This is a genomic window from Mycobacterium sp. E342 (assembly GCF_001667665.1).
In the GTDB taxonomy this organism is placed as follows: domain Bacteria; phylum Actinomycetota; class Actinomycetes; order Mycobacteriales; family Mycobacteriaceae; genus Mycobacterium.
Genome location: NZ_LZJM01000154.1, coordinates 67,306 through 82,320 on the forward strand (window position 1 = coordinate 67,306; position 15,015 = coordinate 82,320).

The window sequence follows — 15,015 nt, forward strand, 5'->3', positions numbered from 1 at the left end:
CCGTGGCTGCTTCGGTCGTCCACGCCGCCCGGAAAGCGTTGGGACCGGCGGGCGTATGCCTGCCGGTCTCATTCACCAGGCCGCCACCTGTCCAGCTGCAAAGGGAGGCGGTGGGCCGGCTGGAACGGGCCGGATACCGGGCGGTGTGGACCAACGAGCTCGTAGGCAAGGACGCGCTGGTGCAACTCGCCCTGCTGCTGAGCGACGGCGAGCGAACGATATTCGGCACCTGCATCGCCAACATCTGGGCGCGGCCGGCTCAGACCATGCATGCCGCGGCCGCCCAACTGGCGCAGGCCTATCCGGGCCGAATCGTGCTCGGACTCGGGGTGGGCTACCCGGAGCAGGCCGTCAGCGTCGGTCAGGATTTCGGCAGCCCGCTGGCCACGATGCGCGACTACCTCGGCCGGATGAACAGCGCCACCTGGCCGCCGGCGCCCGACGCAGGTTATGCCCGCATCGTCGCCGCCAACGGGCCCAAGATGCTCGCGCTGGCGGGTGAGCTCGCCGATGGGGCTTTTCCCGCCGGTCTGCCGACGGAGTTCACCGCGCGGGCGCGGCACACACTCGGACCGGACAAGCTTCTGGTCGTCGGGCTGTCTGTCGTCCGCGACATCCAGAGCGCGCGGGACGCGGTGTCGGGCCGGCTCGGCGTGCCGTCGTATGCGTCCAGGCTGGCAGAGTTGGGCTACTCGGCCCGTGACATCGACGAGATGAGCGACGGGCTGGTCAACGCGCTTGTCGCCCATGGTGATCCGGCGTACATCGCTGCCAAAGCCCGGGAGCACTTGGCCGCCGGCGCGGACCACGTCACGCTGATGCCAACCATGGGCGGCGAATTCGCTGCCGGGATCGACCAACTCGCAGAACTGGGTCCGGCGTTGGCCGAGCTCTAGTTACGACGTGTCACCGGTGGGCACCACCGCCGACACCACCAGCTGCAGATAGGGGCGATAGAGATTCACCCCGTCGAGGTGGCTGCCGAGGGTGACACCGTCATTGACCGCAAGGATGACGCGGGCCAGCTCATCGGCCGGCATCGCGAGGACGGCGCCCAGTCTCGCCACGTTTTTGGCGATGAATTCTGCCAGCGAGCGGATGGTCTCCAGTCGCTGGACGGCGAGCCGGTCGCGCGCCGCCGGGCTCCGCAGTAAGAACAACGTGAGTTCGTAGTTGAGCGCAGCCCGGTTCGGATCGCTGCTGGCCTGGGCCCACCGATCGGCGAGTTCGTCGATGTCGATGTCGCCGAGCCGGTCGAAGGACTGAATGATTTCGGCGAAGCCGTCGAGGAACCGTTGGCGTTGACGGTCAGTCACCGCAAGGAACAACTCTTCTTTGGCGCCGAAGTGCGAGTAGATGGCGCCGCGGGTATACCCGGCCGCATCGGCGATGTCCTCCAGCGCTGCACCGCTGAGGCCCTTGCGCGCGAAGACCTCCTCCGCGGCGTCGAGCAAGAGGCCGCGGGTGTGCTCGAGGCGTCGCTCCCTCGTCCACCGTTCCGCCACCGGCCCATCCTCCCACATTGCAGCTCACCCACTGCGATTCATCGAAATAGTTTGGTGCGCAGAGCTATTGATTGCTCTGCCTACCCGATCGCCAGGCCGTCGTGCCGGCGCGCGCGCCCGACGTCAAGACCGTGGCCGCAACGCACACCTATGTGACGCCCACCACTTTAATACATTATTGTATATTTCATGCATCTCTGTATAAGGTGACAGCCGTCACATGGAGCGGACACCGCACTGGCGGTGGGCTCCGCTCGCGTACGACGTCACCACGATGAGGAGATCGGCATGAGCCAGGTGACCCGACCGGGACAGTGGGTGGAGCGGGATGCAGGGCTGGGCATCGACCGGCCAGACCTCGACGCCTTCAACATGTCCATCTCAACCGACCGCTACACGTCGCGCGACTACGCCCAGCACGAGCACGAGCGCATCTGGATGCGGGTGTGGCAGATCGCCGGACGAGTCGACGAGCTTCCGAATGCGGGTGACTGGAAGCAGTACCGGATTCTGAACCAATCGTTCGTGATCGTCCGTGGCAAGGACGAGAAACTGCGCGGATTCGTCAACGCCTGTCGCCATCGCGGAAACATCCTTTGCAACGCCGCCGCCGGGAATGCCAAGCGCGGCTTCCTTTGCCAATACCATCTTTGGTCATACGACCTGGACGGCAGGCTGCGCGGGATGCTGCGGGAGAACCTCGCCGGCCCGATCGACAAGAACGAGAACTCCCTCCTGGAAGTGCCGGTCGACACCTTCGGCGGATTCATCTTCCTCAACCCCGACCCAAACGCGCAGCCGCTCAGCGACTTTCTCGGCCCTGATGTCATCGAACTGCTCGCCCCCTACCATCTCGCCGACATGGTCACCGTGATGGATGTTCGAGAAGCCTTGGAGTGTAACTGGAAAGTCGTCATGGATGCCTTCGAAGAGGGCTACCACATCAACGGCATCCACCCGCAACTCCTCAGTGTGCTCGTCATCGATCCGACGACCGCCCGATACCGGTTCTTCGAGAACCACAGTGTCGCGGTCGCCCCGTTCGAAGTGAAAGGCGCCAGTGCCGAGAAGCAGATCGAGGGCATCCTGAACCTGCCGGACACCTTCCCCTCGACCGTCGCGGTCATCCCGCGCTTCCAGGAACTGGTCGCCGAATACCGGGCGTCGGACGGCTCGGTCGAGTTTCCCGACGGCGTGACCGCGCGCAAGTTGCTCCAACGGGCCACCCGCGACACCCTGACCGTGATGGGGCTGGACGTCGGTGGCCTCACCGACGACCAGATGAGCGACAACCAGGGCTGGGTGTTGTTTCCCAACTACTTCATGACAATTCGCGCCGGCGAATGTCACGTCATCATGGCGGTGCCTCATCCCGACGGGGATCCGAATCGGTGCATCTGGCACGTCAGCAGCTACATGTACCTGCCGCCGGAGCACCGTGACGCCTTCAGCGTCCCGCTGACCGAAGTCGACGAACCCGGTTGCTACAAGTACTTCGAAGCGCTGCAACAGGATTACGAGCAGATGCCACGGCAGCAACTCGGTCTACGCAACAACAGACTGGACCACATGTCGTTGGTCAAAGAGGAAGTCGTCATCGCCCACTACCACTCGGTCGTGGACCGCTACATGGCCAACGGCGCCCCAACCCCGAAGCGAGCCGAATGAACATCGAAGAGCGCATCGCCCACCATCGCCGGATGGCCGAGGCCTACCGCGACGCCTACCTGCGCCAGGGGGTGCAAAGCGGCGAAGCGTTCGCCGACGCGTGGCAGTTCGCCGAAGACGGGATCTACGTCTCGCCGTACTTCACGGGTGACCAGGTGTTCAAATTTAGCCAGTTCCCCGAGGACACCGCGCGTGCCTCCACCATGGAGGCCAAGGCCTACTCGCTCACCTTCCCGGACTGGAAACCAGCAGACTTCAAATACTGGCCGGCCGAGAACGGTGTCGTCATGAAGACCCGCTGGGAGGGCCACACCAAGGACGGCGTCCAGATGGGTTTTTACTCATACAGTTTCATCGAGACCAACGATGTGGGGGAATTGACCCGCTGGGAGACCCACGTCAACGACGAGTACAACGCGTTCTTGGACGTTGCCATCGGAGTGCACGGCCCGTTCCATGGCACCGGGGAGTACGTCGAAGCGCTCGAACGTTGCCTGGCGAAAGCCGGGGTATCGGTGTGAAGGCCTTGCTCGAGGTCGAGGATGTCATCGAGTCGCACACCGGGCGGTCGCGCACGGTGCTGCAGTACTGCGCCGTGACGAAACGTCTGGTCGACGAAGCGAAGGAACCCGGCTTCTCGGTGGGCAGTTGGGGGCCGCTGGCGGAACTGGTCGCTGTCGACGCGTTCCAACGAGTCGGCGCCTTCAAAGAGGTGATGGACTGGCAAAGCTATGTCGAATTCCTCACCAACTGGGCCACATCGTCGAAGTGGGAGTGCTCGTTCAAAAACATCACCGAGTCCGGGCACCGCGTGTTCCTCGAACTCGAGGAACGCAGCGAAGTAGGCGATTTCAACAGCGTCGTCAACTCGCTGTCGGTATACGAGTTCACCGACGACGACAGGATTCGCCACATCGACCTCTACCTTCAGATGGCACCGCCACAGTCGGAGATGTTCAAAAGCTTTGAGGGAGTGGAACTGCCGCAGTGAAGGCCGACGACATCGACACAAGGGACTTCTTCACCGACAACGAGTTGCTCGCCGATCCGTACGCCTATCTCGCGGCCATGCGCGAGGAATGCCCGCTGCGCCGCGAGCAGCACCACGGCGTGGTAATGGTCACCGGATATGACGAGGGTGTGGCGATCTACAACGACACCAAAAGGTTCTCGTCGTGCATCTCGGTGACGGGGCCTTTTCCGGGATTCACCGTGGCACTGGACGATCGTGGCGATGATGACATCACCGAGCTGATCGCGACGCGGCGCGCAGAGTTGCCGTTCAACGACCAGTTGCCCACCTTCGATCCGCCGGCGCACACCTCGCACCGGGCGTTGCTGTCGCGGATGATCACCCCCAAGCGGCTCAAGGAAAACGAAGAATTCATGTGGCGTCTCGCCGACCGTCAGCTGGACGTCGCGCTCGACGGTGGACGGTGTGAATTCATCGGGGAATTCGCCTCGCCGTTCGCGATGCTGGTCATCGCGGACTTGCTGGGTGTGCCCGAGTCGGATCACGAGGAGTTCCGCGTCGCGTTGCTCAGCGAGGCGGGCACCATCGGCAGCAGCGAGGGCGATACGATGCGTCATTCGCCGCTGGAGTACCTCTACGACAAGTTCACCGCCTACATCGAGGACAGGCGTCGCAACCCGCGCGGCGACGTGCTGACCGGAGTCGCGGCGGCCACCTTCCCCGACGGCAGCACGCCGGAGGTGATCGACGCGGTGCGCGTGGCGGCGAATCTCTTCGCGGCCGGGCAAGAAACGACGGTGCGCCTGCTCAGCGCCGCGGTGATGATGCTCGCGGAAAGCCCACAGTTGCAACGCAAGTTGCGTGCCAACCGCGAACTGATCCCCGACTTCGTCGAGGAGGCGCTGCGTTACGAGAGCCCCGTGCGCGGCGACTTCCGCCTGTCCAAGTGCCCGGTGACTGTGGGCGGCGTCGATCTTCCGGCGGGCACCACCGTGATGCTCGTCAACGCCGCACTCAATCGCGATCCCCGCAAATTCCCCGACCCCGATGTATTCGACATCCACCGCCCAAACGCGCGCAGCCATGTCGCGTTCGGCCGCGGCCCGCACGCCTGTCCCGGGGCGCCGCTGGCACGCACCGAGGCGCGGGTCAGTCTCGAGCGGCTCCTTGCCCGCACTAACGATATTCGGATCGACGAGGAGAGGCACGGCCCTCCCGGCGATCGCCGCTACCGGTATCTGCCCACGTTCATCTTGCGGGGGCTCACCCGGTTACACATCCGATTCGAGTAGCGGGATGCCATTTTCGGGAACAACCGCGATCGTGACGGGCGGCGCCATGGGGCTGGGCTTGGCCATCACCGAGGCCCTCGCCGCCCGCGGCACCAAGGTCGCGATCTTCGACATCGCCGCCGAGTCGGTGGAGGCGCAGGTGGCTCGGCTGACCGAAAACGGTGCCACCGTCAGCGGCCATGTCGTCGACGTGTCCGATCGCGCCCAGGTCGAGTCCGCAGTGTCCAAGGTGCGGGCCGAACTCGGCCCGGTGCTGATGCTGGTGAACAACGCCGGAATTGAGCAGTTCGGCAAATTCGCCGAGATCACCGATGAGCAGTGGGATCGGGTGATGGCGGTGAACCTGCGCGGTCCGTTCATCTGCACGCAGGCGGTGTTGCCGGACATGCTCGACGCCCGGTGGGGCCGCATCGTCAACATCTCGTCATCCAGCGCCCAGGGTGGTCAGGCGCGGATGGCCGCCTACGTCAGCTCCAAGGCCGGTGTGATCGGCCTGACCAAGAGTCTTGCTCTGGAACTGGGCCCGAAGGGCATCACGGTCAACACCATCCCGCCCGGCATGGTGGTCACGCCGATGCTGGAGAAGGCGATCGCGGAAGGCAGGTTTACCGCGAGCCTGGAGCACTTCGCAAGCATCACACCGGTGCGTCGGGCCGGCCGCGCGGAGGATATCGCCAACGCGGCGATATTTCTTTGCCAAGACGAATCGTCCTACATCACAGGCCAAGTCATCGGCGTCAACGGAGGGCGGAGAACATGACCGACGAAAGCGTCCCGCGGCAAACGTTGGCCCCACTGGCCCCTGACCAGTGGGGCGATGCGGAGTATGCGGCTTTCGCTGTCCTGCTGGGGATTCCGGGGGAGAAGGTGCCCCGCGCCGGTTCGGGACACGCCCTGGACCCCCTGAAATTCGACATCATCGGCCTGCTTGCCCGCCACCCTGGGCTGGCTCAAGCATTCTTGACCTTCAACGGCTTCCTGTTGCGGCGCGGCGAGTTGTCGCCGCGCCTTCGTGAGTTGGCGATCTTGCGGGTCGCCCACATCGGCCGTTCAGCCTTCTTCTGGGGTGAGCACACCAAACTGGCGGTCGAATGCGGTGTCCCGGGGGAGGACATCGCCAGGCTCGCCGAAGGTAACGAGGGGTTCTCCGGCGCCGACCTGCTCACCCTGCAGGCAACCGACGAAATGCTCGCCGACGGGCGCGTAGATGGCGGGACGTGGGAGCGGCTGGTCGCCGCGCTCGACACGCACGCCGCGATGGAACTGATCTTCGTCGTCGGCACGTACACGATGTTGTCCATGGCTTTTCAGACCTGGGGGCTTGCGCCTCCCGCCGGAAGTGCGCCGTTGCCCTGAACCTAAAAGGCCACCGCCCTGTGTGCAGCCGGCTGCACACAGGGCGTCGAGCGCCCGTGGACTTGCCGCGCTAGCTCAGCCCGGCCAGTTGCCTTTCCTGATAGAGCCGCGCCCATTCGGCGCGGGACCGGATCGACACGTCCACGTCAACGGCGTTCGCGCGCAATGCTTTCACGGTCGCGGTTTCGCGGGGCGTCCGCGCGAACGGATCCCAGCTGAAGAACCGGCAGGCGTTGCCCCAGGTGATCTTGTTGATGTCGGAGTCGTCGGCACCGGCGGCGTTCAGCTCGGCCAGCACCCGCTCGGGCGCGTCCGGCCAGAAGCAGTCCGAGTGCGGATAGTCGCATTCCCAGGCGATGATGTCGACGCCGATCTCGTGCCTGAGCTTCAACGACGTCTTGTCGGTGACGTAGCAGGCCAGCGAGTGCTCGCGGAAGACCTCGCTGGGCAGCTTGTCGCCGAAGTCGCGGCGCAGCCACTTCTGGTTGGTGTAGTGGCGGTCGCTGCGGTCCAAATAGAACGGGATCCAGCCGATGCCGCCCTCGGAGAACGCGAACTTCAGGTCGGGGTAGCCGCGCATGGCCGGACCCCACAGCAGATCCTGCGCGCACATCGCCGAGACCTGGGTGGCCAGGATGATCAGGTTGTCGATCGGCGCGTCCGGGGCCATGCTGATCGCGCCGAACCCGGTGCCGATGTGCAGGCACATCACCACGTTCTGCTCGGAGAGCGTGCGGAAGACCGGTCCCCAGTAGTGGTCGTCGTGGTAGCTCGGAAGCCCTTCCAAATGAGGCAATTCCGGCATGGTCACCGCCCGGCAGCCCTTGGCCGCCACCCGGCGGATCTCGGCGCACATGGCCTCTGGATTCCAGGTCGGCAGGATCGCGATCGGAATGAAGCGATCGGGGTAGGAGCCGGCCCACTCGTCGATGTGCCAGTCGTTGTAGGCCGACACCATCACCAAAGTGACATCCTCGCGCGTCATGTTGAGGTGACGCGCGGAGAAGCCGGTGAAGGTCGGGAAGCACATCGACGCGAGGATGCCGTTGCGGTTCATGTCCCGAACGCGTTCATGGACGTCGTAGACGCCGGGACGCATCTCGGCGAAACCGGCCGGGTCGCGGCCCCATTCCTCGGCGGGCCATGACACCACGGCGTTGAGCCCACTCACGCCCTGCGGCCTGCCCTGGTACATCCACTGGTCGACGCCCTTCTCGTCGACAACGACGATCGGGGCCTGGTCCCGGTATTTGGCGGGCACGTGGCGCAGGAACATGTCCGGCGGCTCGACCACGTGGTCGTCGATGCTCACCAGGATCAGGTCGTCGACATCCATGATTCAGCGGCTCTGGTCGCTAGTCGTCTTGAGCACTCGGGGCACGGGCGCAGGATCCAACAGCAACGCATCGGACATGTGCAGCTGCCCGGCATTGGCGATCATGTTGTCCAAGATGGCCTGCAGGTCATCGCCCTCCAGCTCATAGATGGCGACATAGGGGCCGTTCCCGTCGACCGGACGAAACCGGCGTGCCGCGACGATTCCGTCGAGCCTCAGAAGTTCGGGTATGTGTACCTCGTCGTACCAGGTGTTGTACTCGTCCTCGCGGTCCGGGGAACTGGGCCGACTCTCGACGTACATGATGCCCTTGGCCATCGCCGCCACCTCTCTTCGGGCCGCTACTCGTAGCGCACCGTGACCGAATCCGTGTCCGGCACGCCCTGGCACGTCAGAATGTAGCCCTCGGCGACCTCGTCGTCGTCGAGAGCGTCGTTGACCCGCATGGTCGCGCGGCCCTCTTCGAGCTTGGCCATGCACGTGCCGCAGTTACCCGCCTCGCAACTGAACGGTGGCTCGAGACCGGCGCGCCGCGCGCTCTGCAGCAGCGTCTCGCCGGGGACCAGCGGCACCGAGACCTTCTTGCGGTCCAAGTGGATGGTCACCGTTCCCGCCCCGGAGCCGTTTGACGGATCAGTCACCCGTGGGGTCTCCTCGATGCTTCGGGTGACTGTCATTCGTCACCACCCTCCCGTACTTGCATTCTTCACTATAGAGAATACTATTCTCACAGAGCGATAGGATCTTCTCAAGCTTGTGCGGATGTCAGGTCGGCCCGGCCTGTCAGGGAAGGACGGGACGTGACCGAGCCGGCTGCGGTCGTGTTCGAGGACCGGCGATTCGGCCCGGCTCAGCTCGACGCTTTGGCCGACGGCTGGGCCGCCACCCTGGCAAAAAGCGGTGTCGCCCCGGGTCAACGGGTCGCGGTGATGGCGTCGAACCGGCCGGAATTCGTCGCCGCGGTGCTGGGCATCTGGAGGAGGGCGGCAACGGCGGTACTCCTCAGCCCGGCATGGAAGCGTGACGAGGTCGACCACGCGCTCGCGCTGACCGACCCCGCCCACGCCGTGGGGGACCATCCCGTGCTGGCCGCCGCGATGCCGATGCGCCACCTCGACGAGCCGGTGGCATCCGGGGAGCCGTTGTACGGGACGCCGCCGCCTCGGTCCGACGCGGTGCTGGTGTTCAGTTCCGGCACCACCGGGCTGCCGAAGGCCGTCCGGCACACCCACGCGGCGCTCGACGAGGCCGTGCGGCACTGGCGCGAGGCGCTGCGACTGACGCCGCGCGACCGGATTCAAGTCGCCACTCCGCCGTCGCACATCCTCGGGCTGCTCAACATCCTCACCGCGCTGCGCACCGGGGCCCCAGTCCGGCTGCACCCCCGATTCGACGTCGACCGGATGCTGCATCACATCGAAACCGACCGCATCACAGTGGAAATGGCGGTCGCGCCCATCGCGTTGGCGATCGCCTCGCATCCCGCGCTCGAGTCCTATGACCTGTCCTCCCTGCGCTACATCATGTGGGGGGCCACTCCGGTCAGCACCGAGGTTGCGCAGACGGTGACCCGGCGCACCGGCGTCGGCTGGGTCCCGGCTTACGGAACCACGGAACTGCCTGTCATCGCCTGCAATCCGATCGACGGCGCCCGGCTGGACGCCGTCGGGCGTCCGGTGCCGGGCGTGGACGTGCGGGTGGTCTCACTCGAGACGGGCGAGCCGGCCTGTCCGGGCGAGGTCGGCGAGATCCAGGCCCGGTCTTCGTCGCTGATGGCCGGTTACCTGCCGGCCGAAGCGACCGCCGAGGTCATCCACGACGGGTGGTACCGGACCGGCGACGTCGGCTGGCTCGACGCCGGCGGCTGGCTGCGAATCACCGACCGACTCAAAGAGATGATCAAAGTGCGCGGTTTCCAGGTCGCGCCCGCCGAAATCGAGACGGTGCTGCACGGTCATCCGGCCGTCAAGGACTGCGCGGTATTCGGCGTGCCCGACGGCATCAACGGCGAAGCGGTGGTCGCCGCGGTGGCGACCTGCGCACCCGTTGACGCCGGCGAGCTCACCGCCCGGGTCGATCAGCGACTGGCCTCCTACAAACACCTGAGCCGTGTCGTGTTCGTGCCCGACATTCCCCGCCTGCCTTCGGGCAAGGTGCTGCGCCGAGTTCTGAAGGAGCGCTATGGATGTACGTCTGACAGCTGAACAGCGGCAACTGCGCGACGCCGCCGCCAAGTTGGCCGACGACCTTGGACCCTCGGCGGTCCAGGACCTCGACGACCAGAGCCGGATTGCCCGCCTGGACAAGCAGATCGCGGGGACGGGCTGGAGGTCGTTGCGCTCCGATGGAGCCTCGGGTGTCGAAGTGGCCATCGTCGCCGAGGAATTCGGGCGCCGGCTGGTCGACACACCGTTTCTCGGTTCGGTGCTCGCCGACGACCTGACCCGCCGCGTCGTTGCCTCAGGCGCGGGCGCGACGGTCGCGGTCGACGGCCGAGCCATCGACGCGCGTGGCGCCCAGCGGGCGCTGAGCCTCTCCGATGGCAAGGTACTGGCCGCCGACGTGCTGGACTCGAGGGTCGGCGCGGATTTGACCCGGATGGATGCGAACATCGCGGGAACGTCGGTGGCGCTGGGTGACGTGTCCGCCGACGTCGCGGCGCAGTGGCTGGCGCTCGCACTGGTCGCCACGACGGCGGACCTGGTGGGGATCGCCAGGGGGGCGCACGCCGTCGCCTGCGACTACGCCAAGATCCGCGAACAATACGGCAAGCCGATCGGCTCCTACCAAGCCATCGCCCACCTGCTCGCCGAAAGCCTTGCGCTGATTGAAGGTTCGATCAGCGTATCGCGGCATGCAGCCTGGGCGGTCGACGAACTGCCCCCCGCCGAGGCAATCCGCGCCGCGCAGGTCGCGAAGGCCTACTGCGCGCGCGCCACCCGCACCGTCTGCGAGACGGCCATTCAGGTGCACGGCGGAATCGGCAACACCTGGGACTGCTTGGCGCACGTCTACCTGCGGCGCGCCCTGATATCGACCGAGCTGTGGCCCGTCGCGCCGAAGGAGATCGACCTTGGACTTTCGTGACTCACCGGAGGAAGCCGCCTTCCGGAAGCGGCTGTCGTCCTGGCTTTCCGTGCACGCCGCGGAGTTCGCCGGATCCGGCGACGAATACTGGGCCCGCCAGGCGGAATGGCACCAGGCCCTGTACCGGGAGGGCTTCTTCGGGCTGTCGTTTCCCCGCGAATACGGCGGACGGGAGCTGCCGCCGGTGTATGACGTCATCGTCGACGAGGAACTCGCCCGAGCCGGCGCCCCACCGCGCCCCAGCGTGGGCTACCTGATCTATGGCATCGGGCGGCACGCCAACGACGAAGTGCGGCAACGGTTCCTGCCCGGGATCATCAACGGCACCGAACGATGGTGTCAGGGCTTCAGTGAGCCCGGCGCCGGCTCCGATCTGGCCTCGCTGACCACCACCGCTCGCCTCGAGGGTGACACCTATGTGGTCAACGGGCACAAGATCTGGACCAGTTACTCCGATGTCGCGGACTGGTGCCTGTTGCTGGCGCGCACCGACCCCGAGGCCAAACGCCACCGCGGCCTGTCGGCGTTCGTGCTGGAGATGAAACAGCCTGGCGTGCAACAGCGCCCGCTTCGGATGATCAACGGGGTGACCAACGAGTTCGGTCAGGTGTTCTTCGACGACGCGAAGATACCGGCCGACCGCATGGTCGGCGCGCCCGGTGACGGCTGGACGGTCGCCATGACCGTCGTCGGGCACGAGCGCGAACCCTCCACGCTCGGTTACGCGGCCCGATACGGGAAGTTGGTGCGAAACCTTTACGCGCGCAACCGGCATTCCGGAGGCCCGGTTCCCGAAGAGCTCGCGTGGGCGGCGGTCCAGTCGGAGATGTTGACCCACCACGTGCGGCGGCGGCTGTCCGAACAGCTCGACGGTGTCTCGCACGGGCCTGAAGGGTCACTCGACAAGCTGCTGATGACTTGGGTCGAACAGTCCGTCGGGCACGCCGCATTGGCGGTCACCGGAACCGGCGATCCGGACCTGCTCAGCGCCTACCTGTACAGCCGCGCGCAGAGCGTGATGGGCGGGACATCACAGATACAAAAGAACATCATCGCTTCACGCATCTTGGGATTGTTGGAGTGATCGCGAGCGCGGGCGGAGCCCGGGTGAAGCGGGTCACGACCATAGAAGGAGTCTGACGTGTACGACATGCCTGCCGAAATCGACGTCCAAGCCGACGGACCGCTGCGGATCATCACCTTGAACCGGCCGGAGTCGCTCAACTCGGTCAACGACGACCTGCACGTCGGGCTCGCGCGGCTGTGGCAGCGGTTGACCGACGACCCGACGGCTCGCGCCGCGGTGATCACCGGCGCCGGCCGGGCGTTTTCGGCCGGCGGCGATTTCTCATACCTCAAGGAATTGTCGGCCGACGCCGATCTGCGCGCCAAGACCATCCGGGACGGGCGCGAGATCGTCCTGGGCATGGCGCGCTGCCGAATCCCCGTGGTGGCCGCAGTGAACGGGCCGGCCGTCGGACTGGGCTGCAGCCTGGTGGCGCTGAGCGACATCGTGTACATCGCCGAGGAGGCCTACCTCGCCGACCCGCACGTGCAGGTGGGGTTGGTGGCCGCCGACGGCGGCCCGTTGACCTGGCCGCTGCACATCAGCCTGCTGCTGGCCAAGGAGTTCGCATTGACCGGCACCCGCATCAGCGCGCAGCGCGCCGTCGAGCTGGGGCTGGCCAACCACGTGGCGTCCGACCCGCTTGCCGAGGCAATCGCTTGTGCCAAGAAGATTTTGGAGCTGCCCCAGCAGGCGGTCGAAAGCACCAAGCGGGTGCTCAACATTCACCTGGAGCGGGCGGTGCTGGCCAGCCTCGACTATGCCCTCTCGGCCGAACAACAGTCGTTCACGACCGAGGACTTCCGGTCGATCGTCACCAAGCTGGCGGCCGGCAAGAACTGACTGACCGGGGCGATTCCCAGCCCGCGGTCAGTCGTGCAACTGCAGGAACTCACGCATCACGCGGTCGAACTTTCCCGGCTCTTCGATGAAGGGCATGTGGGCGGTCGACTCGAACAGCTCGAACCGCGAGCCGGTAATGCGCTGGTGCATGTCCCACATGTGTTCGGGCACGCATTCGTCGAACCTGCCGGCCAGGATGAGGGTGGGCAGCCGGATTTCGGCCAACCGCTCGAACACGTCCCACTCCCGGATGGTCCCGACGATGCGAAAGTCACTCGGTCCGAACATCGTCTCGAAGATCTCGGTGCCCATCTCGGCGAAGGCCGCCAAAAGCTCTGGCGGCCAGGGACGCAGCCGGCAGAGGTAGGTCTCGTTCCAGGTGCGGATCGCGTCCTGGTATTCGGCCGTGTACGTCGTGCCCGCGGCCTCATGTCGTTCGATGGCCGATTGGGTGGCCGGATCCAGCTCGGACTTGAGCCGGGCCACCATCTGCGCGAACCGCGGTATGGACGCGATGCTGTTCGAGATGGTGAGGCTGCGGGCGGTGGACGGCACGTCGAGCGCGTACTGCTGCGCGAGCATGCCGCCCCACGAATTGCCGAAGATGTGAAAGCGGTCGAGTCCCAGTCCCGTCACCACGGCGTGCATTTCTGCCACCGACCGCTGCATGGTCCACAACTCGCGGTTGGACGGGCGGTCGGATTTGCCGCAGCCGAGCTGATCCCAGTAGATGACTTCTCGCTCGTCGGCCAACCGTTCCAGCGAACGCAAGTAGCTATGGGGCAGACCGGGCCCACCGTGAACCACCAGCAGGGGAAGACCCGCGCCGCCGCCGGCCCGCTCGAACCACACGTTGCCGCCCGGGACCGCGATCATTCCCTGCACTCCGACGATGCCTCCTCGGTTGGTGAGCAGACGCGAAGTCGCAGCCTGCGATGCCGGTATATGCGATTTTGCGACTGCCCGCGACCGCACCGCTCCTTGCAACGCTGACTCTCAGAATGAGAGAATAGTGTTCTCATGTATCGCGGGGGCCGTCGAGCGCCCGCCACGCGCTCGCCGAACTGGAGAAGACCGTGCCTGAAGCCGTCATCGTGTCCGCCCTGCGCACCCCCATCGGCACCGCCCGGAAGGGCACGTTGCGCGACACCAGTGCCTTCGACCTCGCGCACCACGTGGTCTCCGAAACGGCGAAGGACTTAGACCCCACGCAAGTCGACGACGTGATCCTCGGCGAAGGGCTCTACGGCGGCGGCGTGATCGCACGCCACGCCGCCATCACGACCGGCCTGACCCAGGTGCCCGGCCTGGCCAACAATCGCCACTGCGCGGCCGGCCAGGCGGCGGTGCAGAGTGCGGCGGCGAGTGTTCGCGCCGGGATGGACCGGCTTGTCATCGCCGGCGGCGTGAATTCCGCGTCCACGTCCCCACGGGCACGGATGCAGGTGGACGGCGAATGGGTCGACTGGTTCCCCCCGACCCACCCGGACAGTCCGGAGGCGCCGAACCTCGACATGTCGATCACCGTGGGCTGGAACGCCGCGGTGAAAGCCGGCGTGAGTCGGGAAGAGATGGACGCGTGGGCGCTGCGTTCGCACCGCAACGCCATCGCCGCGATCGACGAGGGCCGCTTCAAAGAGGAGATCGTCCCGATCGAGACGCCGCACGGGCTGTTCGCGGTCGACGAGCACCCCCGCCGCGACACCACCATGGAGAAGCTGGCCGCACTCAAGCCGTTGCATCCGGAGATCGAGGGGTTTTCCATCACGGCGGGAAACGCGTGCGGCGCCAACGACGGTGCGGCCGCGCTGACGATCGCGAGCGACGAACTCGGCCTGCCGGCGCTGGCGACCGTGCGGTCCTGGGCGTCGGTGGGCGTCGACCCCGCC

At 66.0% G+C, this 15,015-nt stretch carries 17 protein-coding genes; 12 read left to right on the forward strand and 5 right to left on the reverse strand.

All coding sequences use genetic code 11. From position 1 onward, the window contains the following. Nucleotides 1-2: 2 nt before the first annotated feature. On the forward strand, nt 3-896 hold the full coding sequence (locus A5692_RS10725) for an LLM class flavin-dependent oxidoreductase (protein WP_231984283.1): 894 nt from the start codon (nt 3-5) through the stop codon (nt 894-896). Here A5692_RS10725 and A5692_RS10730 read toward each other — a convergent pair whose 3' ends face one another. Further along, nucleotides 897-1,505 (reverse strand): TetR/AcrR family transcriptional regulator, encoded by a 609-nt coding sequence (locus tag A5692_RS10730; protein ID WP_068055585.1) that lies wholly within the window; start codon nt 1,503-1,505, stop codon nt 897-899. A 288-nt stretch (nt 1,506-1,793) separates the two neighbouring features. On the opposite strand from A5692_RS10730, the gene A5692_RS10735 reads away from it, so the two are divergent. The 6 genes from A5692_RS10735 to A5692_RS10760 are packed head-to-tail and all read left to right on the forward strand — an operon-like array spanning nt 1,794 to nt 6,794. Then, nucleotides 1,794-3,173 (forward strand): SRPBCC family protein, encoded by a 1,380-nt coding sequence (locus A5692_RS10735; RefSeq protein ID WP_068055512.1) that lies wholly within the window; start codon nt 1,794-1,796, stop codon nt 3,171-3,173. Then, nucleotides 3,170-3,694, forward strand: a complete 525-nt coding sequence (locus tag A5692_RS10740) for a hypothetical protein (protein ID WP_068055515.1) — start codon at nt 3,170-3,172, stop codon at nt 3,692-3,694. Before A5692_RS10735 ends, A5692_RS10740 begins: the two co-directional genes overlap by 4 nt. After that, complete coding sequence (locus tag A5692_RS10745) at nt 3,691-4,164, forward strand: hypothetical protein (protein ID WP_068055518.1); 474 nt, start codon at nt 3,691-3,693, stop codon at nt 4,162-4,164. The genes A5692_RS10740 and A5692_RS10745 overlap by 4 nt, the downstream gene beginning before the upstream one ends. Then, a complete protein-coding gene (locus A5692_RS10750) occupies nt 4,161-5,438 on the forward strand; it encodes a cytochrome P450 (protein WP_068055521.1) in 1,278 nt (425 codons plus the stop codon). The genes A5692_RS10745 and A5692_RS10750 overlap by 4 nt, the downstream gene beginning before the upstream one ends. A gap of 4 nt (nt 5,439-5,442) precedes the next feature. Beyond that, nucleotides 5,443-6,198: an SDR family NAD(P)-dependent oxidoreductase gene (locus A5692_RS10755; RefSeq protein ID WP_068055524.1), complete on the forward strand. Its 756-nt coding sequence runs from the start codon at nt 5,443-5,445 to the stop codon at nt 6,196-6,198. After that, nucleotides 6,195-6,794 carry a carboxymuconolactone decarboxylase family protein gene (locus tag A5692_RS10760; RefSeq protein WP_068055528.1) on the forward strand — a complete coding sequence of 200 codons (600 nt, stop codon included), beginning with the start codon at nt 6,195-6,197 and terminating at the stop codon, nt 6,792-6,794. Before A5692_RS10755 ends, A5692_RS10760 begins: the two co-directional genes overlap by 4 nt. A gap of 70 nt (nt 6,795-6,864) precedes the next feature. On the opposite strand, the gene A5692_RS10765 is transcribed toward A5692_RS10760, so the two are convergent. The 3 genes from A5692_RS10765 to A5692_RS10775 are packed head-to-tail and all read right to left on the reverse strand — an operon-like array spanning nt 6,865 to nt 8,807. Then, nucleotides 6,865-8,130: an amidohydrolase family protein gene (locus A5692_RS10765; protein WP_068055531.1), complete on the reverse strand. Its 1,266-nt coding sequence runs from the start codon at nt 8,128-8,130 to the stop codon at nt 6,865-6,867. Between the two features lie 3 nt (nt 8,131-8,133). Further along, nucleotides 8,134-8,448: a DUF4286 family protein gene (locus A5692_RS10770; protein ID WP_068055588.1), complete on the reverse strand. Its 315-nt coding sequence runs from the start codon at nt 8,446-8,448 to the stop codon at nt 8,134-8,136. A 23-nt stretch (nt 8,449-8,471) separates the two neighbouring features. Continuing rightward, complete coding sequence (locus A5692_RS10775) at nt 8,472-8,807, reverse strand: 2Fe-2S iron-sulfur cluster-binding protein (RefSeq protein WP_068055534.1); 336 nt, start codon at nt 8,805-8,807, stop codon at nt 8,472-8,474. A gap of 123 nt (nt 8,808-8,930) precedes the next feature. Here A5692_RS10775 and A5692_RS10780 point away from each other — a divergent pair, with 123 nt between their 5' ends. From A5692_RS10780 to A5692_RS10795, 4 genes are read left to right on the forward strand one after another with little or no spacing between them, the layout of a single operon-like run. After that, complete coding sequence (locus A5692_RS10780; protein WP_068055537.1) at nt 8,931-10,334, forward strand: class I adenylate-forming enzyme family protein; 1,404 nt, start codon at nt 8,931-8,933, stop codon at nt 10,332-10,334. After that, entirely contained in the window at nt 10,312-11,217 is a 906-nt protein-coding gene (locus A5692_RS10785; protein WP_068055540.1) for an acyl-CoA dehydrogenase family protein, read from the forward strand. Before A5692_RS10780 ends, A5692_RS10785 begins: the two co-directional genes overlap by 23 nt. Beyond that, on the forward strand, nt 11,204-12,301 hold the full coding sequence (locus A5692_RS10790; RefSeq protein WP_068055543.1) for an acyl-CoA dehydrogenase family protein: 1,098 nt from the start codon (nt 11,204-11,206) through the stop codon (nt 12,299-12,301). The genes A5692_RS10785 and A5692_RS10790 overlap by 14 nt, the downstream gene beginning before the upstream one ends. A gap of 57 nt (nt 12,302-12,358) precedes the next feature. Next, complete coding sequence (locus A5692_RS10795; protein ID WP_068055545.1) at nt 12,359-13,126, forward strand: enoyl-CoA hydratase/isomerase family protein; 768 nt, start codon at nt 12,359-12,361, stop codon at nt 13,124-13,126. A 27-nt stretch (nt 13,127-13,153) separates the two neighbouring features. Here A5692_RS10795 and A5692_RS10800 read toward each other — a convergent pair whose 3' ends face one another. Then, nucleotides 13,154-14,002, reverse strand: coding sequence for a proline iminopeptidase-family hydrolase (locus A5692_RS10800; protein ID WP_068055548.1), 849 nt, complete (start codon nt 14,000-14,002; stop codon nt 13,154-13,156). Between the two features lie 200 nt (nt 14,003-14,202). Here A5692_RS10800 and A5692_RS10805 point away from each other — a divergent pair. Then, nucleotides 14,203-15,015 (forward strand): thiolase family protein (locus A5692_RS10805; protein ID WP_068055551.1); only part of this gene is annotated, 813 nt, incomplete at its 3' end.

What these genes read in the sequence shown, in the direction of transcription:
- A5692_RS10765 (WP_068055531.1), bottom strand. Translation starts at nt 8,130, where the DNA reads ATGGATGTCGACGACCTGATCCTGGTGAGCATCGACGACCACGTGGTC.
- A5692_RS10770 (WP_068055588.1), bottom strand. Translation starts at nt 8,448, where the DNA reads ATGGCCAAGGGCATCATGTACGTCGAGAGTCGGCCCAGTTCCCCGGAC.
- A5692_RS10755 (WP_068055524.1), top strand. Translation starts at nt 5,443, where the DNA reads ATGCCATTTTCGGGAACAACCGCGATCGTGACGGGCGGCGCCATGGGG.
- A5692_RS10785 (WP_068055540.1), top strand. Translation starts at nt 10,312, where the DNA reads ATGGATGTACGTCTGACAGCTGAACAGCGGCAACTGCGCGACGCCGCC.
- A5692_RS10735 (WP_068055512.1), top strand. Translation starts at nt 1,794, where the DNA reads ATGAGCCAGGTGACCCGACCGGGACAGTGGGTGGAGCGGGATGCAGGG.
- A5692_RS10800 (WP_068055548.1), bottom strand. Translation starts at nt 14,002, where the DNA reads ATGATCGCGGTCCCGGGCGGCAACGTGTGGTTCGAGCGGGCCGGCGGC.
- A5692_RS10775 (WP_068055534.1), bottom strand. Translation starts at nt 8,807, where the DNA reads ATGACAGTCACCCGAAGCATCGAGGAGACCCCACGGGTGACTGATCCG.
- A5692_RS10760 (WP_068055528.1), top strand. Translation starts at nt 6,195, where the DNA reads ATGACCGACGAAAGCGTCCCGCGGCAAACGTTGGCCCCACTGGCCCCT.
- A5692_RS10740 (WP_068055515.1), top strand. Translation starts at nt 3,170, where the DNA reads ATGAACATCGAAGAGCGCATCGCCCACCATCGCCGGATGGCCGAGGCC.